This is a genomic window from Streptomyces fradiae ATCC 10745 = DSM 40063 (assembly GCF_008704425.1).
Lineage (GTDB): Bacteria > Actinomycetota > Actinomycetes > Streptomycetales > Streptomycetaceae > Streptomyces > Streptomyces fradiae.
Genome location: NZ_CP023696.1, coordinates 6,122,244 through 6,145,287, shown reverse-complemented (window position 1 = coordinate 6,145,287; position 23,044 = coordinate 6,122,244). Strand labels below are relative to the sequence as shown.

The window sequence follows — 23,044 nt, the reverse complement described above, 5'->3', positions numbered from 1 at the left end:
GCGCCGCTGCCCGGCACCCGTGGGAGGGTGCCGGGCAGCGGCGTGACGCGACGGCTCGCGCGGGGTGCGTCAGATGCTGACGCCGTGGCTGCGGAGGTAGGCCACCGGGTCGATGTCGGAGCCGTAGCCGGGGCCCGTGCGGACCTCGAAGTGCAGGTGCGGGCCGGAGGAGTTGCCGGTGGAGCCGGACAGCCCGATCTGCTGGCCGCCGCCGACCGACTGGCCCGCGGAGACGGAGAGGGAGGAGAGGTGGGCGTACTGCGAGTAGTTGCCGTCGGCGTGCTTGATGACGACCTCGTTGCCGTAGGCGCCGCTCCAGCCGGCGGACACGACGGTGCCCGCGCCGATCGCCTTCACGGAGGTGCCGGAGGAGGCGGCGAAGTCGACGCCGGTGTGGTAGCCGGAGGACCACATGGCGCCGGAGGCGCGGTACGGCGTGGTGACGCCGGCGGAGACCGGGGCGGTGAAGCCGGAGCCGCTCTGCGCGGGCGCCTGCTCCTCGGCCTTCTCGGCGGGGGCGGGGGCCGGGGTCTCGGGCTTGGGCTCGGGCTTGACCGCGGTACGGGCCGGGGTCTCGGCGGAGCGGGAGGCGCGCGCCTCATCGGAGTCGGCGGTGCGCGGGGCGGACTGGGCGCTGCTCCGGCCCTCGCCCTTGGCGCCGAGCGTGAGCTTCAGGCCCGGGTGGATGAGCGACGGGTCGTCACCGATGGCCTCGCGGTTGTCGGCGTACAGCTTCTTCCAGCCGCCCTTGACGTTCTTGTTGTGGGCGATTTTCGCCAGGTAGTCGCCGGCGACGACGGTGTAGACGCGCGGGGCGGGCTTGCCGGCCTCGGCGACGGTCGCGACGGCGGCCGTCTGCGCGGGGGCGGCGGCCGGGGCGGCGGCGGGGGCGGCGGCCTGCGCGCCGGTCGCACCGAGGAACGGGAGGGCGATGGTGGCGCCGCCCGTGCCGGCGGCGACGAAACCGCGGGTGATCGGGCTGGACTTGATGCGGCGGTGCTTACCCTTGGCGGGCATGGCGAATTCCTCTCCGGCGCCTGCGAGGTGAGCTGTCGGGTTCGGACTGGAGATGCCCGGCCGCGTGTTGGCGCGACTTCACCCCGAGCCGTGCGGGAATTCCCGTACGGCGAACTACCTGGTTCCCCCGCTCCTGCCACACGTGGATGGGTGCGAATTCCGGGGCGGCGGCAGGATTCGGCGATCCGCCCGGCTGAAACGGGACCGTAAACGAGTGGGGACGACGGGAACAAGCGGAAGGTTGCGCCGACGCTTTCACGGAGGGGAATCGGCCGGAGAGCGGCGGTCACTGTCCGTGGATTACGGATCATGAATTCGCTTGCCCGGCAGGGTTTTTCGGCGCCGCGGCCGGCCACGTTCCGTCACCGTTATGACGCTGCTCACGCGCGCGGGTCATCTCCCTTGTTTCCAGGGCGGGTTATGACGTAGACACTCAATACGGACAGAAGCACCAGAAGCGCATCTAGTACCCCATGGGACCTCAACTGGCGCAGAACAACGCCCCCTCCGCCTCCGGTCCCTGCCGCGAAGACGGCTGGAACGGGACAGAAGGGGCACGGGGCTGGTGAGACGCGATGGGGTCGGCGTCCTGGATCCTTCCCCTCATTCCCGTGGGGCCCGGTGGCGCGGACGGGAGCCGCACGGGACACAGCGACCGAGGCCGCGGGCGGAGGGAGGGCGGGGCGGGGCGGGGCGGGTGCCACAGGGGCACGGGCGGGCCGGGTGTCACGGCGCCCCGGGCGGTCGCTGCACGGGCGGGTGCGCGGTGGCGCGGCGAGCCCCGGGTCCGGACGCGTTTCCACGGGGTCGACCGGGACGCCCGGGGTCCGGCTGCTCGGGGGAGCGGGCCGCCGGGCTTGCGGGTGGCCGGGGCGCGGTCCGGGAGGGCGGAGCGGGCCGCGCCGGGGCCGGTGGCGGGCGGGCGTGACGGCGGGGGGCGGGGATGGGCCCGGAAGAGGCGGATGGGCCCGGAGGGGGCGGATGGGTCCAGGAGGGGGGCCGGAGGGGTCGGGGAGGGGGTGGACGGGGGAGCCATGTCGTATCGTCGGACCGCCACCCCGTCGGCGGACGTCGCCGGCGCCGGACGCGGAGGAGCACCCGTGACGCAGCAGCTGCCGCCCATGCCGTCGACCGCCGAGCCGGAGCTGTCCGGCGTCCGGAACTTCCGGGACGTGGGCGGGCTGCCGACGGTGGACGGGCGGCGCGTGCGGCCCGGCGTGCTGTTCCGCAGCGGGCACCTGGCGCACGCCACCGAGGAGGACGCCGCCTTCCTGGCGTCCCTGGGGCTGCACACCGTCTTCGACTTCCGCAACGCCGCCGACCAGGCCCTGGAAGGCCCGGACGTGGAGCTGCCGGGCGTGCGGAACGTCAACATCCCGCTGACCGACCCGGCCGACGGCGCCGAGTTCTGGGCGATGGTCCGCAACGGCGACCTGGACCAGCTGCGGGAGCTGCTGGGCGACGGCCGGGCCGCCGCGCGCATGCGGGCGGCGTACCGCTCGATCATCACCGAGCGCACCGCCGAGCACAGCCGGGTCCTGCACGCCGTCGCCTCGGACAGCGTGCCCACGCTGATGCACTGCGCGGCGGGCAAGGACCGCGCCGGCCTGTCGATAGCGGTGGTCCTGCTGGCGCTCGGCGTGGAGCGGGAGGCCATCGAGGCCGACTACCTGAAGTCGAACGACCCGCACCGCCGGTACCGGGTGCGCCGCAGCGACTCGTCCCCCGCCGGGATGTCCGCCGAGGTGATGGAGCTGCTCAGCCCGCTGTTCGACGCGCGCGGCGAGTACCTGCACACCGCGTACGCGACCATCGAGGAGCACTGGGGCTCCACCGAGCGCTACCTGGCCGACGGGCTCGGCCTGGCCGGGGACACCCGCGAGCGGCTGCGCGCCCGCCTCCTCGACGGCTGAGGCGCGGGGCCGCGCCCCCGCGCGCACGGGGCCGGGGGCGGGCCCGGCTACTGGTTCTGGCCGCCCAGCATGAACAGCAGGTAGAGGAAGGCCGCGAACAGGTGCCCGGCAACCAGGTAGGCGAACAGCCGGATGACCAGGTTGCGGTTGATCCACCGCTCCTGGGTGCTCGGGATGGGCTGCGGGTTCTCCGGCTCGGGCATGGCGTACCTCTCGGTTCGGCTCAGTGGTGCTGGGCGGGACCGCCACCGAGGCACAGGTCGGCGGCGGAGCTCTGGACGAGGGTGTGGACGAACAGCAGCTCGGCGCCGGACCGGGTCGCCGAGGCGATGCGGTGCGGGGTGAGCGAGTCGAAGTGGGCGCTGTCGCCCGGATCGAGGACGTGCGCGGATTCGCCGAGCGTCAGCCGTACGCGTCCGGCGAGGACGTACAGCCACTCCTCGCCGGGGTGGACCCGGACCGCGTCGTGCAGCCCGGTGTACGGCACGTCGACGCGCAGGGCCTGCATGGCCCGGCCGGCCGCGCCCGCCTGGTGGTACGTCCAGCCGCCCGCCTCGACCGGCTCGGCGCGGCCGGAGCGGACCACCGGGTCCGTGGCCGGGGCGGCCTCGCCGAGCAGCTCGGACACGGTCGTGCCGTAGGCGCGGGCGAGCCCGAGCAGCATCGGCAGCGACGGCTGGCGGCGGCCGGTCTCCAGGCGGGACAGGTGGGCCGGGGAGAGCCCGGCGCGCCGGGCGGCCGCCTCCAGGGTCAGACCGCGGCGGCGGCGCAGGGCCCGCAGCCGGGGCGCGACGTCCGGCAGGCCGTCGGCCGGCTCTCCTTCGACGCTCGTCATGCGTCCATTGCGCCAGGAAACTGCCCCAGGGGCAAACTTCTTGCCCTTGGGGCAAAAGTCAGCGGTTCGCGACCGCCTGCTTCACCAGGGTGCGCCCGAAGTCCCAGATCAGTCCACCGCCGGAGTGCGCCTCGTCCATCACGTCGGTGAAGGCGGTGACGAAGCGGTCGACGTCCGCCTCGCCGATGACCAGCGGGGGGATGAGCTTGATCACTTCGAGTCGGTCGCCGGAGACCTGGGTGAGGATGCGGTGCCGCTGGAGCAGCGGGACGACCACCATCTGCGCGAAGAGTCCCCGGCGGGCGGTCTGCAGCATCGTCCAGCGCCCGCGCAGCCCGAGCGAGGAGGGCCTGCCGAACTCGATGCCGATCATCAGGCCGCGCCCCCGCACCTCGCGGAGCATCTCGTACCGGTCGGTGAGCGCGGCGAGCCGGGACTTCAGGAGGGCGCCGGTGCGGCGGGCGTTGCCGACGACGTCCTCGTCCTCCAGGACGGCCAGGACGGCCAGGCCCGCGGCCATGGCCTGGGCGTTCGCCCCGAAGCTGGCCGAGTGGACGACGACGCGGTCCATGGACGAGTAGACCTTCTTGAAGATCCAGTCCTTGCCGATCGTGGCGCTGACCGGCACGTAGCCGCCGGACAGGGCCTTGGCGACGCACACCAGGTCGGGTTCGACGCCCTCCTCGTGCTGGTAGGCGTAGAAGTCCCCGGTGCGGCCGAGGCCGGTCTGCACCTCGTCGGCGACGAGCAGGGCGCCCCGCTTGTGCAGGAGTTCCTGGGCGGCCCTCAGGAAGCCGGGCGGGGCCTCGTGGACCCCCTTACCCTGGATGGGCTCGACGATGAGGGCGGCCACGTCGCCGCGCCGCAGCTCCCGGTCGAGGGCGTCGAGGTCGCCCAGCTCGACGGCGGTGTCGGGCAGCAGCGGGGCGAAGCCGTCGCGGAAGCAGTCCTCGCCGTTGACGGAGAGCGCCCCGGTGGTCAGTCCGTGGAAGGCGTGGGCGCAGTACAGCACGCGGGGGCGGCCGGTGGCGCGGCGGGCGAACTTGAGGGCGGTCTCCACCGCCTCCGCGCCGCTGTTGCCGAAGTAGACCCGGTCGAGGTGGGGCGAGTGGGCGAGCAGCCGCTCGGCGAGGAGGCCGGGCAGCGGCGCGCAGTCGAAGCGCGTGAGGTCGGGCAGGTCGAGGTCGAGTACGTCGTGCAGGGCGCGGCGCACCACGGGGTGGTGGCGGCCCAGGCCCATGACGCCGAAGCCGGCGAGCATGTCGAGGTACTCGTTGCCCTCCGCGTCCCAGAAGCGGGCGCCCTCGGCCCGTTCGTACACCTTGTCGAAGCCGATGGTGTGGAGCATGCGGGGCAGTTGGTGGTTGAGGTGCCGGGCGTGCAGTTCGTACCGCTCGGAGGCGCGGTCCGCGAGCAACTTGCCCAGGTCGAAGTCGGTGGTCATGCTCAGCTCCTCGTCAGGCGCGCCGGGCGGGGACGGCCTCCCGGGCGGCGCGCAGGGATTCGCGCAGGGAGCCCATGGTGGCGAGGACCGCGGTGGGCTCGTAGCCGCAGTGGGCCATGCAGTTGGCGCAGCGGGGGTCCTTGCCGCGGCCGTACTTGTCCCAGTCGGTCTCCTCGACCAGCTCGCGGTAGGTGGGGACGTAGCCGTCGCTCATCAGGTAGCAGGGGCGCTGCCAGCCGAAGAGGCTGTAGTTGGGGATGGCCCAGGCGGTGCAGGGGAAGTCGGCCCGGCCCTCCAGGAAGTCGAGGAAGAGCGGCGAGTGGTTGAGGCGCCAGCGCCGCCGGTTGCCGCCGGCGAACGCCTTCCGGAACAGTTCGCGGGTCTGCTCCACGCCGAGGAAGTGCTCCTGGTCGGGGGCCTTCTCGTAGGCGTACGCGGGCGAGATCATCATTTCGTCCACCCGCAGGTCGTCGTTGAGGTAGTCCAGTACCTCGATGACGGTCTGCGGTGTGTCGGTGTTGAAGAAGGTGGAATTGGTGGTGACGCGGAATCCCCGGCGCTGCGCCTCCTTGATCGCTGCCACGGCCTCGTCGAAGACCCCTTCCTTGGCGACGGATTCGTCGTGCCTTTCCCGCAGGCCGTCGATGTGGACGGCGAACGCGAAATAGCGGGAGGGCGTGAACTCGTGGAGCTTCTTGCGGAGCAGCAGGGCGTTGGTGCAGAGGAAGACGTACTTGCGGCGGGCGACGAGCTGGCGGGTGATCTCGGCGATCCGGGGGTGCATCAGCGGTTCGCCGCCGGCGATGGAGACCATGGGGGCGCCGGACTCCAGGACCGCTCCGACCGCCTGGGCCACGGGCATGCGCTGCTTCAGCACACCGGCCGGGTGCTGGATCTTCCCGCAGCCCTCGCAGGCGAGGTTGCAGGCGTAGAGGGGCTCCAGTTCGACGATGAGGGGGAACTTCTCACGCCCGCGGAGCTTCTGCCGGAGCAGATAGGTCCCGACCCGGACGGTCTGGCGGAGCGGCATGGCCATCTGGCTCACCTCCTGGGGAGCAGCAAGGAACGGTGCCATTCGAGGAACGCGGGGAGGACGGCACGAAGGACACGGAAGGCTGATATTCCCCCGCGTACCGTGCCGATCCGGACCAGCTCGTGCTCCGGGGCGTCCACGACCACCCGGACGGCGGCAACGGGCCGGGGGCCCGCCGCGAGGGCCGCGTGCAGGGTGGCGGCGGACTCCATGTCCACCGCCAGGGCGCCCGTGGCCCGCAGGGCGGCCCGCTCGGGGCCGCGGACGACGTGGTCGGAGCCGGTCAGCGGGCCGGTGTGGACCGTGCGGCCGGGCAGCGCCCGCGCCAGGGCCGCGACCAGCGCGTCCGTGGCCGTGCAGGGCGTGGTGCCGTGCGGGCCGCGCGTCTCGTCGGCGACGACCAGGTCTCCCGGGTGCATGCCGGGGGCGAGGCCGGCGCAGAAGCCGGAGGCGATCACGGCGGCGGTGCGCAGCGGCTCGGACCGCAGGGCCGCGGACACCGCCCGGCGGGCCTGCTCGGGGCCCATGCCGGTGCGCAGCAGCGTCACCGGGCCCGCCCCGGCGCCCGCGCCCGGACCCGCCGCCCGGCTGCTGCGCAGGGCCAGGTGCTCGATGCCGAGCGCGCAGGCGACCAGCAGCGCCTCCGGCGGCCGCACCGTCCCGGACTCCGGATCCGAGGCCGTCCCGGACTCCGGATCCGAGGCCGGCAAGGGCCCCGCCCCCGGCTGGGGCTCCGTCCTCGCGCCCGGCCGGGGCCGCGGGGGCGTGCCGGCTCCGGACCGGGCCGACGGCGGGGCGCCCGGGGCGGGGCGCTGTGGGGGCTCCTGTGCCCGCACCGGCCCGAGGTCCGGCGCCGGGCCCCGCGCGGGGCGCGCCGCGCATCCCGCGCCGGAGCCGGGCACCGGCTCGCGGGGCGTCCCGGTGCCGGGCCGGGCCACGGGCCGGGAGCCCGGCGCACGGCGCGGTTCGGCGCCCCGCTCAGCGCGCGGGCCGGGTCCCGCGGAGGCGGCCCGCGCCGGGCCCGGTCCGTCGCCCGCCTCCGGTGCCCGGCGCGGGTCCGGCTCCCCGGCCACTCAGCGCCCCTTGCCGACGGCCGGTTCCCCGTGGACGTACCGGCCCAGCGCGGTGAGCGGGAACACCTGCCGGTACAGGTGGTAGTTGATGGAGAAGTCCCACGGGAAGCCCGTGCCCGTGAAGTACGGCTCGTCCCAGGAGCCGTCCGCCCGCTGCGTCGCGGCCAGCCACGCCACGCCGCGCGCCACGGCGGCGGACTCCCGCTCCCCCGCGGCGAGCAGCGCGAGGAGCGCCCACGCGGTCTGGGACGCGGTGGAGGCGCCCCGGCCGATCCACTCCTCCTCGCGGTACGAGCGCAGGTCCTCGCCCCAGCCGCCGTCCTCGTTCTGCACGGACACCAGCCAGGCCGCGGCCCGCCGGATCGCCGGATGGCTGCGGGGCAGTCCGGCGGCGGTGAGCGCGGGCACCACGGAGCCCGTCCCGTACACGTGGTTCACGCCCCAGCGGCCGAACCAGGAGCCGCGCGGCTCCTGTTCGGCGAGCAGCCAGGCGACGCCCCGGCGGGTGCGCGGGTCCGCGGCCAGGCCCTCGTGGGCGAGCATCTCCACCACATGGGCGGTGACGTCGGCGGACGGCGGGTCCACGACCTCGCCGAAGTCGCAGAACGGCAGCCGGTTCGGGAGCCGGCTGGTGTTGTCGGCGTCGAAGGCGCCCCAGGCCCCGTCGCCGCTCTGCATGCCGAGGGTCCAGCGGACGCCGCGCCGGACGGCCGCGTCGACCCGCGCCGGGTCGGGGTGGCGGACCCGGCGCAGGGCGAGGAGGACCTCGGCGGTGTCGTCGATGTCGGGGTAGGTGTCGTTGTGGAACTCGAACGCCCAGCCCCCCGGCGGCAGGCCGGGGCGCCGTACCGCCCAGTCGCCGGGGCGCACGACCTGCTCGGCGAGGAGCCAGTCGGCGGCCCGGACGAGGGCGGGGTGGTCGGGCGGGAGCCCGGCGTCGGCGAGGGCGATGGCGGCGAGGCAGGTGTCCCAGACGGGCGACTGGCACGCCTCGACCATGCGGGCCCCGTCCTCGCGGTGGACGGCGAAGCGGTCGAGGGAGGCGAGCCCGGCGCGCATGACGGGGTGCCCGAGGTCGTAGCCGAGGAGGTGCAGGGCGATCAGCGAGTAGACGGCCGGGGGCTGGATGCCGCCCCAGCAGCCGTCGTTCTCCTGCCGCTCCACGATCCAGCGGGCGGCGGCGTTCATCGCGGCGCGGCGCAGGGGGCGCGGCGCGAACCGCCGGTAGTGGCGCAGCGCCCGGTCGAGGCGCTGGAACAGCCCGTCCCAGGTGCCCGCGGGGGCCAGGGGGCGCGGCGGGCAGGGGCGGCGCGGGTCGGTGTGCAGCTCGTCCAGGGCGAACGGCGCGGGGCGGACGGGCCGCTTCGCCGAGACGATGGTGAGGGGGACGATCGTCTGCCGGGCCCACTGGCCGAAGTCGTGGATGTTCAGCGGGAACCAGGGCGGCAGGTAGATCATCTCGGGTGGCAGCTCGGGCAGGTCGTCCCACTTCCACCAGCCGAAGAGGGCCAGCCAGATCCGGGTGAAGACGCGGGTCGCCGCGATGCCGCCGCGCTCGCGCACCCAGGCGGCGGCGCGGGCCATGTGCGGCGCGTCGGGCGGGTCCCCGGCGAGGCGGAGCGCCACGTACGCCTCGACGGTGGCGTTCAGGTCGCCCGGCCCGCCGTGGAAGGTGGCCCAGGTGCCGTCCCCGCGCTGCTCGCCGCGGATGAAGAGGGCGGCGGCCTCGGTGGTGGCATCGTCGCGGATGCCGAGGAACTGGCGGAGCAGCAGGTCCTCGGCGTCCATGGTGACGTTGGTCTCCAGGTCGCCCTTCCACCACCCCTCGGCGTCCTGCCGGGCGAGCAGGTGGTCGACGGAGCGCCGCATCGCGGTCTCGGCGGCGGCGAGGAGGTCCGCCCCGCTGGGGGCGGGGGCGGGCGCGGCCGGGGCGGCGGGGCCGGTGAGCGCGGTGGCCTGGGCGGCGTGCGCGGCGGCCGGGGCGGGCTCCGCGGGCGGGACGGCGGTGGCGGGTTCGGCGGTGGCGGTGGCGGTGGCGGTGGAACCGCCGGAGGTGCGGTGGAGTTCGTCGGCCGGGGCCGGGGCGGGGCCCGTGCTCCCGGCGCTTCCGTCGGTCGTCGCTGTCATGGCTTCCCCTTCGTGCAGTGGACGTGCTGCTGCCTCGGGTATGCCGTCGGCCGGTGCCGTACGCGCGCGTGGCGTACGGCACCGGCCGGCGACCGCGACGTCATATGTGCCGGAGCGGACTCCTCGGCCCGGAGCCTGCGGGGGCTCCGGGCCCGCTCAGGGCGCGGGGGGCGGTCATCGCTTCCGTACGACCACGAAGTCGGCGAGCGCCGTGAGCTGCGCCCGGACGCGGGGCGGCATGTCGACGCGGTCCAGCGCCCCGATGGCCACCGCGTGCTGCCTGCGGGCCTCCTGGGCGGTCCAGTCCCGGCCGCCGGCCTCCTCGATGAGGGCGGCGCGGGTGGCGAACTCCTCCTCGGAGAAGGCGTCGAGGTCCTGGCTCTTGGCGTCGGCGGTCAGCAGCTCGCCCAGCCGCTCGGAGGCGGGGCCGCCGGCGGCCAGCGCGGCGACGACCGGCAGGGACTTCTTGCGCTGGCGCAGGTCGCTCCAGGTCTGCTTGCCGGTCGCCTCCGGGTCGCCCCAGATGCCCAGCAGGTCGTCGACGGCCTGGAAGGCGAGGCCGAGGTGGTGGCCGTACGCCTCCAGGGCGTCGGCGGTGGCGTCGTCGGCGCCGCCGAGTACGGCGCCGATGGAGGCGGAGCAGGCGAGCAGGGCGCCGGTCTTGTTGCCCTCCATCTCCAGGCACTCCTCGACGGTGACCCGCTCGCGGTGCTCGTACGAGATGTCCTGGGCCTGGCCGTCGATCAGCTTCCGCGTGGCGACGGTCAGCCTGCGGGTGGCGCGCCCGGCCTCGACGGTGCCGAGCTCCAGCAGGACCTCGCCCGCGAGGGCGAACAGCGCGTCGCCGACGAGGATGGCCTGGGCGGGACCGTGCACCTTCCATACCGTGTCGCGGTGGCGGCGCTGCTCGTCGCCGTCCATCAGGTCGTCGTGGAGCAGCGAGAAGTTGTGCACGAGCTCGACGGCGACGGCGCCGGGGATCCCGGTCTCCGGCGGGGCGCCCGCCGCCTCGGCGGACAGCAGCGCGAGGGCCGGTCGGACGGCCTTGCCGCCGTCCCCGTCGGCGGGCCGCCCGAGGGCGTCGATCCAGCCGAAGTGGTAGGCGGCGACGGTGTCCATGGGCTTCGCCAGCCGGTCCACCGCCGCGCGGAGCACGGGGGTGGACAGGGTCCGCCCGCGGTCCAGCAGCGCGGCGACCTCCGCTGCGTCGACGGCGGGGTTCGCCGGGGGCACTGTCGGCACGGTCTCTCCTCTGTTTCCTGTACTCGGTCTCATGCCGCCTCCTCGAGCGGATGTACGTGGGGGCGGCCGAGGGCCGAGAGAGCGGCGGCCGCCGCGGTGAAACCGCTGCGTACCGCCCCTTCCATGGTCGCGGGCCAGCCTGTGGCGGTCCACGCGCCCGCAAGATACAGGCCGGGCAGGCGAGTTCGGGCGCCGGGGCGGAGGCGGGCGACTCCGGGAGCGGGTGCGAAGGTGGCCGTGCGCTCCCTCGTCACGAAGAAGTCGGTCACGCGGGCGTGCCGCGCGGGCGGCAGCAGCCGCTCCAGCTCGGGCAGGTAGCGGGCGCGCAGTTCGGCGACGGGAGCATCGATCTCGGCCTGGGCCGCCGACTGCGACACGGCGAGGTACTGGCCGGGCCCGGACATGCCGGACGCCTCGGTGCGGTCGAAGACCCACTGGACGGGCGACCCGAGGGCGGCGAAGAACGGGCGGCGCAGGACCGGGCGGTCGTACAGCACGTGGACGTTGAGGATCGGCGCGGTGCCGATCCTCAGGAGGTCACCGGGTGTGTCGAGGGCGCCGGGCGGGAGCAGGTCGTGGGTCTCGCGCTGCGGTACGGCGAGGACGACCGTGTCGGCGTCGAGGCTGTCGCCGGGCACGTCGACGACCCAGCGGCCGCCGTCGGCGGGGGTGACGGCGCTGACCCTGGTGCGGACGAGGACGCGCACGCCGCGGGCTTCGAGCGCCTCGCGGGCGAGGGTGTCGTGGAGGTGGCCGAGCGGGACGCGGGCCCAGCCGATGTCGGCGGCGCCGGGGGCGGAGAGCAGTCCGGTGCGGAACACCATGGCGGCCAGGCCCAGGGAGGTCTGGGCGGCGGTGGCGTTGAGGGTGGCGACGCCGACGAGGTCCCACAGGGCCTGGACGGCGCGGCGCGACTGGCCGTGGCGGGCGAGCCACCCGGCGAAGTCGGCGTCGTCCAGGGCCGGGTCGGCCGGGTCGAGGGACCTCAGGGCGAGGGCGGCCCGGCCGGCCGCGAGCCGCTCGGCGACCGAGAGGTGCGGGTACGCGGCGAGGCTGGCGGCCAGGTGGAGGGGGACGGGCAGGGCAGTGCGGCGCAGCCGGCCGAGGCGGGGGCCGCGCGGGCCGCCGACGTCCAGGACGGGCACGTCGAGGCGGTCCTGGACGGGCGCGAGGTCCGCGCCGCCGACGCGGTCGAGGAACCAGCGGTACGCGGCGCAGCAGCGCAGGTACACGTGCTGGCCGTTGTCGACGGTCAGGTCGCCGCGCCGGAAGGAGAACGCCAGGCCGCCCAGGCGGGGGCGGCCCTCCAGCAGGGTGACCCGCACTCCGGCGTCGGCGAGGCGCAGGGCGGCGGTGACCCCGGCGAGGCCGCCGCCCACGACGACGGCGTGCCGGCCGGTCACGCGGGCCCTCCGGGGCGGCCGCGGTGCGGGCGAGGGCTCACGGGCGGGTCCTTTCGGTGCGGCGGGTGACCGTGCGGGTGTCGAGTCCGGACAGGCCGCGCACGGCGACGTACGCCTTCTCCGCGCCGGGCAGCGAGACGCGGCCGCGCAGGACGGCAAGGGGGTCGCGCTCGATGCGGTCGAGGAGGCGGCGGTAGATCCCGGCCATGGCGGCGACGCACGCGCCGCTGCGGCGGTCCAGCAGGGGCAGCAGCCGGTAGCCCTCGGCGAAGAGGGCGCGGGCGCGGCGCACCTCGTGGTGGACGAGGCCGGTGAAGTCGGCGCCCGGGGGCGGGGTGGCGCTGTGGAAGCCGCCGGAGCAGCCGAACTTGTCGAGTTCCTCGGCGGGCAGGTAGCTGCGGCCGTTGGCGGCGTCCTCGCGCAGGTCGCGCAGGATGTTGGTGAGCTGGAGCGCGAGTCCGAGGGTGTCGGCGTAGTGCGGGGCGCGGTCGGCACCGGGCGCTCCCCCGGCCGTGCCGAAGACGCCGAGGGAGAGCCGCCCGATGGCGCCGGCGACGCAGCGGCAGTACGTCCTCAGGTCGTCCCAGGTCTCGTACGTGCGGCCGCGCACGTCCATCAGGACGCCGTCGATCAGCTCGTCCAGGCCCCCCAGCGGCAGCGGGAAGCGGCGGGCCGAGTCGGCGAGGGCGACGGCCACCGGGTCGGTGTCGTCCTCGGCCACGGCGCCGCGGCGGACGCGGTCCAGCGTGTCGCGGGCGGTCTCCAGGCGGCGCCGCTTGGCGTCGGGCCCGAGGGTGCCGTCGCCGATGTCGTCCACGCGCCGGGAGAAGGCGTACAGCGCCGACATGGCCTGGCGCTTCGCGGTGGGCAGGAGCCGGATGCCGTAGGCGAAGTTCCGGGCCTGCCCCGCCGTGACGGCCTCGCAGTAGCGGTACGCCGCCTCGACCGGCGGCGGCGTGGGCGTCGTCGTGTCCACGGTCCTGCTCACCCCTCCCCGCGCGCTGCTCGCCACACCGCTCCGGCGCGGCGGAGCAGGCGGTGCCCGGAGGCCCGGGGCGGTCCTGGGAGTACGTCGTACCGGGCGGCCCGCAGGGCGTCGAGGGCGGCGTGGCCGCCCGCGACGAAGCCGGTGAGGAGGAGCCGGAGCCTGCCCTGGACGCTGCGGACGAGGGGGGCGCCCTCGTCGAGCAGGTCGCGGGCGCGCCGCGCCTCGTACGCGACGAGGGCCCGCACGGAGGCGTTGGCGGTGGGGGCGGCCAGGTCGGCCTCGGTGACGTGGAAGCGGGCCATGTCCTCGGCGGGCAGGTAGATCCGGTCGCGCCGGAGGTCCTCGGCGACGTCCTGGAGGTGCTCGACGATCTGGAGCGCGGTGCAGATCCGGTCGGAGTGCCGGATCCGTTCGGGGGTGGAGGTGCCGCTGATGGCGAGGACCAGGCGGCCGACGGGGTTGGCGGACAGCTCGCAGTAGGCGAGGAGGTCGTCGTGGGTGGCGTAGCGGCGGACGCGCTGGTCCTGGCGGTTGGCCTCGATGAGCGCCCGGAACGGCGCGGGGCCGAGCGCGTGGCGGCGGACGGTGGGCCGCAGGGCCGCGAGCAGCGGGTGGGCGGGGGCCTCGGACGCGCCGGGTGCGGCGGGCGTGGCGGGTGCGGCGGGCGTGGCGGGTGCGTCGTCGAAGACGCGGGACAGGTCGGTCTCGAGCGCGTCGAGCAGCGCGTGCGGGCCGTCGCCGGGGCGGGCGCCGAGGAGGCGGGCGTCGGCGCCGCCGGGGGCGAGGTCGCCGTCGCCGATGTCGTCCACGAGCCGGGCGAAGCCGTAGACGGCCATCAGGTCGGCGCGCCAGGCGCGCGGCAGGAAGAAGGGGGCCACGGGGAAGTTCTCGTCCGCGGCCTTGTCCAGGGTGGTACGCGCGGGCGCGTCGGGGGTCACCTGCCGGACACCCGTCGCCGAAGGCCGCTCGGCACGGGGACGGCGGGACCTCCGTTCAGCCGGCACCCTGGGGTCAGCCGGGGGTTCTCCGTCATGGCCGTCACGTCTCCCGTTCTACACTCCGGACGCAAAACATCCTATTTCGGACACGCCGCCGGATCCCTGAGCGGCCACCGCATGTGGCCTGAAACGAACCGCTACAGCTTACGCGGTCGCCCGCGGGTGGATCTTCTTCGGCTCGTTCCGCCTCCGGGGCGCCGTGAGCGCGCGCCCCTCCGGCTCCACTCGCGCACCGGGTGCGCGGCCGCCCCCTCCCAGGGGACAGGTGGCCTCCCTGCCGAGGCCGGCACCCGCGCCCCTCCGGGTCCACTCGCGCCAGGTGGCGGCCGCCCCTTCCCAGGGGGGCGAGCCGCCGCTCCCCTTACCCGCGAGGGGCCCCGTGCCGGCGGTCCGGGCGGGGCCCCTCGGGGGTGGCGGGTGCCTCAGCGGCCCGTCTCCTTCTCGTAGGCGCGCAGCACCTCGTCGGTCGGTCCGTCCATCAGCAGCTCGCCCTTCTCCAGCCACAGCACCCGGTCGCAGGTGTCGCGGATGGACTTGTTGCTGTGGCTCACCAGGAAGACCGTGCCGGCCTCCTTGCGCAGCTCCCGGATGCGCTCCTCGGAGCGGATCTGGAACTTGCGGTCGCCCGTCGCCAGCGCCTCGTCGATCATCAGGACGTCGTGGTCCTTGGCCGCGGCGATGGCGAAGCGGAGGCGGGCGCCCATGCCGGAGGAGTACGTCCGCATGGGCAGGGTGATGAAGTCGCCCTTCTCGTTGATCCCGGAGAAGTCGACGATGGACTGGTAGCGCTCCCTGATCTCCTCGCGGGACATGCCCATGGCGAGGCCGCCGAGGATGACGTTGCGCTCGCCGGTCAGGTCGCCCATCAGCGCCGCGTTGACGCCGAGGAGGGAGGGCTGGCCGTCGGTGTAGACGCGGCCGCGCTCGGTGGGCAGCAGGCCGGCGATGGCGCGCAGCAGCGTCGACTTGCCGGAGCCGTTGGTGCCGATGAGGCCGATCGCCTCGCCCCGGTACGCGGTGAAGGACACGCCGCGCACCGCGTGGACCTTGCGCACCCCGCGGCTCTCCCCCTTGTCGCGGCGGAGGATGCGGCTGAGCGCCGCCGTGGCGCTCCCCTTGCCCGCGGAGCCGCCGTTGACGCGGTACACGATGTGCACGTCGTCGGCGATGACGGTGGGGATGCGGGGGCCGGCGGGGCGGGCGCCGTCGATGTCGTCAGCCACGGCCGTACCGCTCCTCAGCCTTCCAGAAGTACACGAACCCGGCGACGCCGACGACGACCGCCCACAGCACCGCGGCGAGCCAGACGTGGTCGGGCAGGTTCTCGGAGGTGTAGCCGTCGATCAGCGCGAAGCGGATCAGGTCCATGTAGATCGCCGCCGGGTTGTACATCAGGACGTCGGCGATCCACGCCGGCTTGTCCTTCAGCATGATCGGGATGGAGAACATCACGCCCGAGGCGTACATCCACGTCCGCATGATGAAGGGCATGAGCTGCGCCAGGTCCGGGGTCTTGCTGCCCATCCGCGCCATGATCATGGCGAGGCCGGTGTTGAACGTGAACTGCAGCGCCAGGGCCGGCACGATCAGCAGCCACGCCAGGGACGGGTAGCTGCCGAAGATCGCCACGATCACGAACAGCACCAGCATCGAGTACAGCAGCTGCTGCAACTGCTGGAGGGCGAAGGAGATGGGGAGCGCGGCGCGCGGGAAGTGCAGCGCCCGCACCAGCCCCAGGTTGCCCGAGATGGACTTCACGCCCGACATGACCGAGGTCTGCGTGAACATGAACACGAAGACGCCCGTCACCAGGAACGGGACGTAGACCTTCTTGTCCATGCCCCGGCCGGCCTCCAGGATCAGGCCGAAGATCGCGAAGTACACCGCGGCGTTCAGCAGCGGCGTGGCCACCTGCCAGAGCTGTCCGAGCCGGGCCTGGCTGTACTGGGCCGTGAGCTTCGCCCGGGAGAACGTCAGGATGAAGTGGCGCCGTCCCCACAGCTGCCGGACGTACTCCCCCAGGCCCGGCCGGGCGCCGCTCACCGACAGGCCGTACTTGGCCGCCAGCTCCGCCGGCGTGAGGCCGTCGTCGGGCGAGGGCGGGACACTCACGGCGACCGGTCGGTCGTGGGTTGTCTCACTCACAGGTCGAAACTTTCGTGTTCACGGTGCGGGGCGGTAGAGGTGCGGCGCCGGTGTCCGCGAAGGGGGCGGCCCCTTCCCGGGCACCGGTGCCGCCGGGTCCGAGCTTGTCAGATGACGGGCGGACGGCCCAGTCGTGTGAGGCGCCACACCGTGCGCCACCGCATGGGGCGCCGCGGCCCGCAGGGCGTCGTCCAGCCCTCCCTGAAGCCCCCGAACCACGCCTTCAGCGCGGGCCCCGAGGGGCGCCTGAGCAAGGTGAGCAGCAGCCACACCCCGACGTAGACCGGGACCAGCGGGGCGGGCAGGTTGCGGCGGGCCAGCCAGACCCGGTTCCGCGCGACCATCCGGTGGTACACCGCGTGCCGGGAGGGGGCGGTCGTCGGGTGGTGGAGCACCATGTCGGCCCGGTAGTCGATCATCCAGCCGGCGTCCAGGGCGCGCCAGGCGAGGTCGGTCTCCTCGTGCGCGTAGAAGAACTCGCCGGGCAGCGGGCCGACCTGCTCGACGACCTTGGTGCGTACGGCGCTGGCGCCGCCGAGGAAGGTCGTCACCCGCGAGGAGCGCATCGGGTCGGAGGCCCGCAGCCGCGGCACGTGCCGCCGCTGGGTGGCGCCCGTCTCCGGGTCGGCGATGCGGAAGCTGACGATGCCCAGCTCCGGGTCGTCGGCGAAGGCCCGGCGGATCAGCTCGGCGGTGTCCTTCCGGGGCAGCAGCCCGTCGTCGTCGAGGAAGAGCAGCACGTCGACGTCGGAGCCGTTGGGGCCGAACGCCTCGATGCCGACGTTGCGGCCGCCGGGGATGCCCAGGTTCTCCGGCAGGTCCACGGTGCGCACCCAGCCGGGGACGCCGCGGACGGGGGCGCCGTTGCCGACGACGACGACCTCCACCGGCTCGCCCTCCTGGCGGGCGACGGACTCGATGAGGGCGTTCAGGTCGTCGGGGCGGTCGCCCATGGTGATGATGACGGCACCGAGCTTCACGGGCGTCACCTCAGCCTGCTGGACGCGAGGATCGACACCAGGTGCAGCACCGTCTGGAGCAGCGCGATCCCGGCGAGGACGGCCACACCGAGGCGGCTGAAGAACAGGTCGCCGCGGATCGTGTCGGCGACGGCGAGGACCAGGATGAGCAGGCTGGCCTCGATGCCCAGGACGAGCCGGTGGAACTTGACCGCGGCGGCGGCCCGGCGGGCCAGCGCGATGCCGGAGGAGCGGGGCTCGGACGCCGACTCCTTGACCGGCGGCAGCCCGCCCTGGTGCCGGGCGACGGCGACCAGGTCGGTCTCCGCCTTGATCAGTACGGCTCCGAGCGCGGCGAGCGTGCCGAGGAAGGCCCACAGCCAGTCGATGCGCCCGCTCCCCCACAGGTCGGCGGCGCGCAGCCCGAAGCCGACCAGCACGGCCGCGTCGCACAGGTACGCGCCGACGCGGTCCAGGTAGACGCCGCCGAGGGAGAACTGCTTCTTCCAGCGGGCGACCTCGCCGTCGACGCAGTCGAGCAGCAGGTACAGCTGGACCATGAGGACGCCGAGCAGCGCGCCGGGGATGCCGGGCACGAGGAGCGCGGGGGCGGCCAGCACACCGGCGACGGTCATCACGTACGTGAGCTGGTTCGGCGTGACCTTCGTCGTGACCAGGTGGCGGGTCACGCGCAGCGAGACCTCGCGCATGTAGAGGCGGCCACCCCAGTGCTCGCCGCTGCGCCGGTCCTTCACACCCGGCGGGTGGACGACGGGGCGGAGCTCAGCTACCGATGGTTTTTGCATAGTCGGCGTACGCGTCCCTGATCTGGTCGGTGGACAGGTCGAGGTGTTCCAGGATCGTGAACCGTCCCGGACGGGTCTGCGGCGCGTACTCCACGGCCGCGACGAACTCGCCGGGGGTGAAGCCGATGTCCTCGGGCAGCACCGGCATCCCGTGGCGGCGCAGCACCTCGGCGAAGAGGCCCGCCTCGTCGCGGGCGCCGCGCAGGTGCATCGCGAAGGCGGCGCCGAGACCGACCTGCTCGCCGTGGAGCGCGGCGCGCCGGGGGTGCAGCAGGTCGAAGGCGTGGCTGATCTCGTGGCAGGCGCCGGACGCGGGCCGGGTGTCGCCGCTGATCGACATGGCGATGCCGGTGAGGACCAGGGCCTCGGCGAGGACGACGAGGAACTCGTCGTCGCCGACGCCGCCGGGGTGGCGCAGCACGGACTCGCCGGCGGTGCGGGCCATGGCGGCGGCCAGGCCGTCCACCGGCTCGCCGTTGACCCGGCGGGACAGCTCCCAGTCGGCGATGGCGGAGATGTTGGACAGGGCGTCGCCGATGCCGGAGCGGACGAACCGCTGCGGAGCGTCGCGGATCACGTCGAGGTCGATGACCATGGCGATCGGCGAGGGGACGCCGTACGAGCCGCGGCCGTTGTCGTTGTCGAGCGTGGAGACCGGGGAGCAGATGCCGTCGTGGGAGAGGTTCGTCGCGACGGCGACCATGGGCAGGCCGACGCGCGCCGCGGCGTACTTCGTCACGTCGATGATCTTGCCGCCGCCGACGCCGACGACCGCGTCGTACCGCTTGCCGCGGATGGCGTCGGCGAGGCGCACGGCGGAGTCGATGGTGCCGTCCTCGACCGTGTACCAGTGGGCGTCCGGCAGCAGCGGCTCCAGCTTCTCGCGCAGGGCGCGGCCGGAGCCGTTGCTGACGGCCATGGCGAGCTTGCCGGACGCGGAGATCCGCTGGTCGGCGAGGAGGCCGCCCAGCTTGTCCATCGCGCCGCCGCCGATGTCGACGACGACCGGCGAGGGGATGAGCCGGGTCAGTACAGGCACGCGATCTCACGGCCCTTCGCGAGGTCGTCGTGGTTGTCGATCTCCACCCAGCGGACGTCTCCGATGGGGGCCACGTCGATCCGGAAGCCGCGGTGGACCAGCTCCTGGTAGCCGTCCTCGTAGTACAGGTCGGGGTCGCGCTCGAAGGTGGCCTTCAGGGCGTCGGCGAGGTCGGCGGCGGCCCCGGGCTCGATGAGGGTGACGCCGATGTACTCGCCGGTGGCGGTGGCCGGGTCCATGAGCTTGGTGATGCGGCGCACGCCCAGGCCGTCCTCGGCGACGACCTTCATCTCCTCGTCGGCGAGGGACTTCACCGTGTCGAGGGCGAGGATGATCCGCTTGTCGCCGCCGCGCGCCGCGAGGAGGGTGTGCTCGACGGAGACGGGGTGGACCGTGTCGCCGTTGGCGAGGATGACGCCCTCGCCCAGCACGTCACGGGCGCACCACAGCGAGTAGGCGTTGTTCCACTCCTCCGCCTTGTCGTTGTCGACGAGGGTGAGCTTGATCCCGTACTTCGCCTCCAGGGCGGCCCGGCGCTCGTACACGGCCTCCTTGCGGTAGCCGACGACGATGGCCGCCTCGGTGAGGCCGACCTCGGCGAAGTTGGCGAGGGTGAGGTCGAGGACGGTCGTGTCGCCGTCGACCGGCACGAGGGCCTTCGGGAGCGTGTCGGTGTAGGGGCGCAGACGCCGTCCGGCACCGGCTGCCAGTACGAGGCCGATCATGCGGGTTCTCCTTCGTCGTGTACGGCGGGTGCTCCGGAGGACACCCAGAAGCGGATGGACTCCGCGAGCCCCAGCAGCGCCACGGCGCCGGCGAGGGCGGTGAGCGCCAGGGGGAAGCCGTCGCCCCCGCCCGTCGCGAGGAGGGCGGCGAGGACGGCCGCCAGCAGCGTGCGCCCCTCCTGGCCGCCGAGCGCCCGCACCAGCCAGGCGGGCGGCGCGCCGGCGTCGCCGCGGATGCGGTACACCGTGTCGTAGTGATGGTAGGCGACCGCCGCCACCAGCCCGAACGCGGCCGGGAGCGCTCCCGGGGCGTCGGCGCGGGCGGCCAGCGCGAGGACGGTGCCGTACTCGGCGGCCCGCAGGGCGGGCGGGACGAGCCAGTCGAGGGCGCCCTTGAGGGGGCGGGCGACGGCGGCGCCGGAGGCGACGGCGTACAGCACGGCCGCCAGGACCACGAGGGGGCCGTCGAGCGGAGCGGCCGCGGCGGCGGCCAGCAGCACGGCGGCGCCCGCGAGGGCGTACGGGGTGCGTCCGCCGAGCGGGCGGGCCACGGGCCGCAGCACCTTGGCGGCGGCCTGCGCGAGCGCGCCGTTGTCGGCGAGGTCCGCGAGCGCCCGCGCGGCGCGGTCGGTGCGGCTCGCCTTGCGGGTGAGGGAGCGCAGGACCCGGCCGGCGGTGGTGTAGAGGGCGGCGAAGGAGCAGCCGATCAGCAGCGCGGAGAAGACGACGCGGGGGGTGGTGAGGGCGGTGAGCACGGCGATCATGGCCCAGCGCTCGCCGATGGGCAGGACGATCATGCGCCGCGCCCAGACCGTCCAGCCGACGCCGTCGAGCCGGTCGGAGAGCGTGGCGGTGGGGCTGGTGTTGGCGGTGGCGTCGTGGTTGGCCTCGTTGAAGGAGAAGTCCACGACGTGGCGGCAGGTCTGGAGGACCATGGCGCCGAGCGCGAGCGCCCACACGTCGTCCCCGCCGCGGGCGGCCCCGAGGGCCAGGCCCGCGTAGTAGGCGTACTCCTTGGCCCGGTCGAAGGTGGCGTCGAGCCACGCGCCGAGGGTGGAGTACTGGAGGGAGTAGCGGGCGAGCTGGCCGTCCGTGCAGTCCAGGACGAAGGAGAAGAGGAGCAGCAGCCCGGCGGCGACGAAACCGCCGCGGGTGCCGGTCGCCGCGCAGCCGGCCGCGACCAGCGCGGTGACCAGCGATGCGGTGGTGACCTGGTTGGGCGTGAGGCCCCGGCGGGCGCACCAGCGGGCGAGGTAGCGCGAGTAGGGGCTGATGAAGAAGGTGGTGAAGAAGCCGTCGCGGGACTTGACGGCGGAGCGGAGGCGTACGGCCTCGTCGTCGACGGCGGCCACGGCGTCGCGGGTCTCCTTGCGGGCCTGCGGGCCGACGGGGACGGCGGCGACGAGGGAGCCCAGCTCCGGCCGGTGCACGGCGACGCCCTCGTCCTCCAGGGCGGCGGCCAGCGCGTCGGGGAGGGTGGCGGCGGGGGCCGCGGGCCTGTCGGGGAGGGTGGCGGCGGGGGCGGACGGTGCCGGGGCCTCGGCGGGGGCGGCGCTCTCCGCGGCGGACGCGGCCCCTTCGGGCGACGCGGTCTCCGCGGGGCCCCCGGGCGTGGAGGACGGGGCGGGCGCGGCGGGCGCCGCCGCCGGGTCGCCGTCGGCGGCGAGGGCGGCGAGGGCGCGGGTCAGGCCCTGGCGGGCCTCGGGCCGGGCCGTCAGGGCGCCTGGAGCCGCGCCCGCCGGGAAGCGGGGGTCGGTGAGGGCCAGCCGCAGCGCGTGCCGGTGGCCGACGAAGCGCGGGTCGACGACGGCGACGCGCTCGCCCGCCGGTACGGCGGCGAGCAGCGCGGCGGTCTCGCGCGGGTCCGCGGCGGTGCGGACCTCGAAGCCCAGCGACCGCAGATCGCCCTCGAGCGGCGATCCGGGTACCGGAGGACCGGTGAGGATGGCGGTCGACAGACGAACTCACTCCTTGGAGCTGAAAGCTGCTGGGTGTGCGGGGCTCGGCCCGGTCGCGGGCGGCGGCACGTCGGCAGAGGCTATCGGATGGGTGGAAGGCGCGGTTCACCGAGGTTTCGGTGTACGGCGGCGTCCCGTGCCGACGGCGCGCCCATCATCCTCGATCACCGGCTCGGGTCACAAACCCCAGGTCGCGGCGGCCCCGCGCACCACCGGTCCCGCCCGCTCCGCCGGAGCGCGGACCCGCGCGGGCGGGAGGCGGGGAAGCCCAGGTCAGAGGCAATGACAACGGTGTTCAGCCCCGGCTTGCCCATACCCCCCACCCGTAGTTGACTGACCGCGCGGAAAGCGGTCACGGCACTGATCTGGAGGCGACTCATGGGGGCTGGGCACAACCACGGGCACACGCACGGAGGGCCGCCGCCCCCCGGGACGGCGGGCGCCGCGCACCGCTGGCGGCTGCGGGTGGCGCTCACCATCACGCTCTCCGTGATGGTCGTGGAGATCGTCGGCGGCGTCCTCGCCGACTCGCTCGCCCTGATCGCCGACGCGACCCACATGGCAACCGACGCGGTGGGGCTCGGGATGGCGCTGCTCGCCATCCACATGGCGAACCGCCCGGCCACCGCCAAGCGCACCTACGGCTACGCCCGCGCCGAGATCCTGGCGGCACTGGCGAACTGCCTGCTGCTCCTGGGCGCGGGCGGCTACGTGCTGTTCGAGGCGGTCCAGCGCTTCATGGCGCCCGCCGAGACCAAGGGCGGCTTGACGATCGTCTTCGCCCTGGTCGGCCTGGTCGCGAACATGGTCTCCCTGTCCCTGCTGGTGCGCGGCCAGAAGGAGAGCCTGAACGTGCGCGGCGCCTATCTGGAGGTGCTGGCGGACGCCCTGGGCTCGGTGACGGTGCTGGTGGCCGCCGGGGTGATCCTGGCCACCGGCTGGCAGGCGGCGGACCCGATCGCTTCGCTGGTGATCGCGGTGATGATCGTGCCGCGCACGGTGAGGCTGCTCCGTGAGACGCTGGACGTCCTGCTGGAGGCGGCCCCGAAGGGCGTGGACATGACGGAGGTGCGGCGGCACATGCTGGCTCTCCCCGGTGTGGAGGACGTCCACGACCTGCACGCGTGGACGATCACGTCCGGTATGCCGGTGCTGTCGGCGCACGTGGTCGTCGAGGCGAGCGCCCTGGAGGGCCCCGGGCACGAGAAGACGCTGCACGCGCTCCAGGAGTGCCTGGTGGGCCACTTCGACGTGGAGCACTGCACCTTCCAGCTGGAGCCCAGCGGGCACGCGGCCCACGAGGCGGGGCTGTGCCACTGACCCCGCGGCCGACGGCCCC

The 23,044-nt window shown here is 74.6% G+C and carries 20 protein-coding genes and 1 riboswitch; of the genes, 2 read left to right on the top strand and 18 right to left on the bottom strand.

The window, feature by feature from the left end:
- Window positions 1-69 precede the first annotated feature (69 nt).
- Window positions 70-1,017 carry a M23 family metallopeptidase gene (locus CP974_RS26875; RefSeq protein ID WP_031130018.1) on the bottom strand — a complete coding sequence of 316 codons (948 nt, stop codon included), beginning with the start codon at window positions 1,015-1,017 and terminating at the stop codon, window positions 70-72.
- A gap of 2 nt (window positions 1,018-1,019) precedes the next feature.
- A riboswitch (cyclic di-AMP (ydaO/yuaA leader) is annotated at window positions 1,020-1,180 on the bottom strand.
- A gap of 937 nt (window positions 1,181-2,117) precedes the next feature.
- Between CP974_RS26875 and CP974_RS26870 the strand changes: the two genes are divergently transcribed.
- The gene (locus CP974_RS26870; protein WP_031131309.1) at window positions 2,118-2,930 is read left to right on the top strand and encodes a tyrosine-protein phosphatase; all 813 of its coding nucleotides are present in this window, start codon (window positions 2,118-2,120) and stop codon (window positions 2,928-2,930) included.
- Between the two features lie 47 nt (window positions 2,931-2,977).
- Here CP974_RS26870 and CP974_RS29830 read toward each other — a convergent pair whose 3' ends face one another.
- The 17 genes from CP974_RS29830 to CP974_RS26790 form a co-directional block, all read right to left on the bottom strand.
- Complete coding sequence (locus CP974_RS29830) at window positions 2,978-3,157, bottom strand: DUF6126 family protein (protein WP_031131311.1); 180 nt, start codon at window positions 3,155-3,157, stop codon at window positions 2,978-2,980.
- Entirely contained in the window at window positions 3,154-3,765 is a 612-nt protein-coding gene (locus tag CP974_RS26865; protein WP_031131313.1) for an XRE family transcriptional regulator, read from the bottom strand. The genes CP974_RS29830 and CP974_RS26865 overlap by 4 nt, the downstream gene beginning before the upstream one ends.
- A gap of 58 nt (window positions 3,766-3,823) precedes the next feature.
- The gene (locus CP974_RS26860; protein ID WP_031131315.1) at window positions 3,824-5,209 is read right to left on the bottom strand and encodes an aspartate aminotransferase family protein; all 1,386 of its coding nucleotides are present in this window, start codon (window positions 5,207-5,209) and stop codon (window positions 3,824-3,826) included.
- A gap of 13 nt (window positions 5,210-5,222) precedes the next feature.
- Window positions 5,223-6,245 carry an adenosyl-hopene transferase HpnH gene (gene hpnH, locus CP974_RS26855; protein ID WP_031131317.1) on the bottom strand — a complete coding sequence of 341 codons (1,023 nt, stop codon included), beginning with the start codon at window positions 6,243-6,245 and terminating at the stop codon, window positions 5,223-5,225.
- Window positions 6,246-6,250: 5 nt separating this feature from the next.
- Window positions 6,251-6,898, bottom strand: a complete 648-nt coding sequence (locus tag CP974_RS26850; RefSeq protein WP_031131319.1) for a phosphorylase family protein — start codon at window positions 6,896-6,898, stop codon at window positions 6,251-6,253.
- A gap of 417 nt (window positions 6,899-7,315) precedes the next feature.
- The gene (shc, locus tag CP974_RS26845; protein ID WP_031131322.1) at window positions 7,316-9,442 is read right to left on the bottom strand and encodes a squalene--hopene cyclase; all 2,127 of its coding nucleotides are present in this window, start codon (window positions 9,440-9,442) and stop codon (window positions 7,316-7,318) included.
- A 174-nt stretch (window positions 9,443-9,616) separates the two neighbouring features.
- Window positions 9,617-10,675 carry a polyprenyl synthetase family protein gene (locus tag CP974_RS26840; protein WP_031131324.1) on the bottom strand — a complete coding sequence of 353 codons (1,059 nt, stop codon included), beginning with the start codon at window positions 10,673-10,675 and terminating at the stop codon, window positions 9,617-9,619.
- A 38-nt stretch (window positions 10,676-10,713) separates the two neighbouring features.
- Window positions 10,714-12,087: a hydroxysqualene dehydroxylase HpnE gene (hpnE, locus tag CP974_RS26835; protein WP_031131326.1), complete on the bottom strand. Its 1,374-nt coding sequence runs from the start codon at window positions 12,085-12,087 to the stop codon at window positions 10,714-10,716.
- Between the two features lie 37 nt (window positions 12,088-12,124).
- Window positions 12,125-13,075, bottom strand: coding sequence for a presqualene diphosphate synthase HpnD (hpnD, locus tag CP974_RS26830; protein ID WP_031131328.1), 951 nt, complete (start codon window positions 13,073-13,075; stop codon window positions 12,125-12,127).
- Window positions 13,072-14,013, bottom strand: a complete 942-nt coding sequence (hpnC, locus tag CP974_RS26825) for a squalene synthase HpnC (RefSeq protein ID WP_031131330.1) — start codon at window positions 14,011-14,013, stop codon at window positions 13,072-13,074. Before hpnC ends, hpnD begins: the two co-directional genes overlap by 4 nt.
- Before the next feature lie 482 nt (window positions 14,014-14,495).
- Window positions 14,496-15,296, bottom strand: a complete 801-nt coding sequence (locus CP974_RS26820; RefSeq protein ID WP_051839360.1) for an ABC transporter ATP-binding protein — start codon at window positions 15,294-15,296, stop codon at window positions 14,496-14,498.
- Window positions 15,289-16,218 (bottom strand): ABC transporter permease, encoded by a 930-nt coding sequence (locus CP974_RS26815; RefSeq protein ID WP_031131333.1) that lies wholly within the window; start codon window positions 16,216-16,218, stop codon window positions 15,289-15,291. Before CP974_RS26815 ends, CP974_RS26820 begins: the two co-directional genes overlap by 8 nt.
- A gap of 107 nt (window positions 16,219-16,325) precedes the next feature.
- Window positions 16,326-17,198, bottom strand: a complete 873-nt coding sequence (locus tag CP974_RS26810; protein ID WP_031131335.1) for a glycosyltransferase family 2 protein — start codon at window positions 17,196-17,198, stop codon at window positions 16,326-16,328.
- A 5-nt stretch (window positions 17,199-17,203) separates the two neighbouring features.
- On the bottom strand, window positions 17,204-17,983 hold the full coding sequence (locus tag CP974_RS26805) for a CDP-alcohol phosphatidyltransferase family protein (protein ID WP_078915580.1): 780 nt from the start codon (window positions 17,981-17,983) through the stop codon (window positions 17,204-17,206).
- Window positions 17,961-19,022 carry an iron-containing alcohol dehydrogenase family protein gene (locus tag CP974_RS26800; RefSeq protein WP_031131339.1) on the bottom strand — a complete coding sequence of 354 codons (1,062 nt, stop codon included), beginning with the start codon at window positions 19,020-19,022 and terminating at the stop codon, window positions 17,961-17,963. Before CP974_RS26800 ends, CP974_RS26805 begins: the two co-directional genes overlap by 23 nt.
- A complete protein-coding gene (locus CP974_RS26795) occupies window positions 19,010-19,747 on the bottom strand; it encodes a phosphocholine cytidylyltransferase family protein (protein WP_031131340.1) in 738 nt (245 codons plus the stop codon). The genes CP974_RS26800 and CP974_RS26795 overlap by 13 nt, the downstream gene beginning before the upstream one ends.
- Entirely contained in the window at window positions 19,744-21,705 is a 1,962-nt protein-coding gene (locus tag CP974_RS26790) for a DUF5941 domain-containing protein (protein ID WP_085921243.1), read from the bottom strand. The genes CP974_RS26795 and CP974_RS26790 overlap by 4 nt, the downstream gene beginning before the upstream one ends.
- A gap of 378 nt (window positions 21,706-22,083) precedes the next feature.
- Here CP974_RS26790 and CP974_RS26785 point away from each other — a divergent pair, with 378 nt between their 5' ends.
- Window positions 22,084-23,025 carry a cation diffusion facilitator family transporter gene (locus CP974_RS26785; RefSeq protein WP_031133834.1) on the top strand — a complete coding sequence of 314 codons (942 nt, stop codon included), beginning with the start codon at window positions 22,084-22,086 and terminating at the stop codon, window positions 23,023-23,025.
- The last annotated feature ends 19 nt before the right edge of the window (window positions 23,026-23,044 follow it).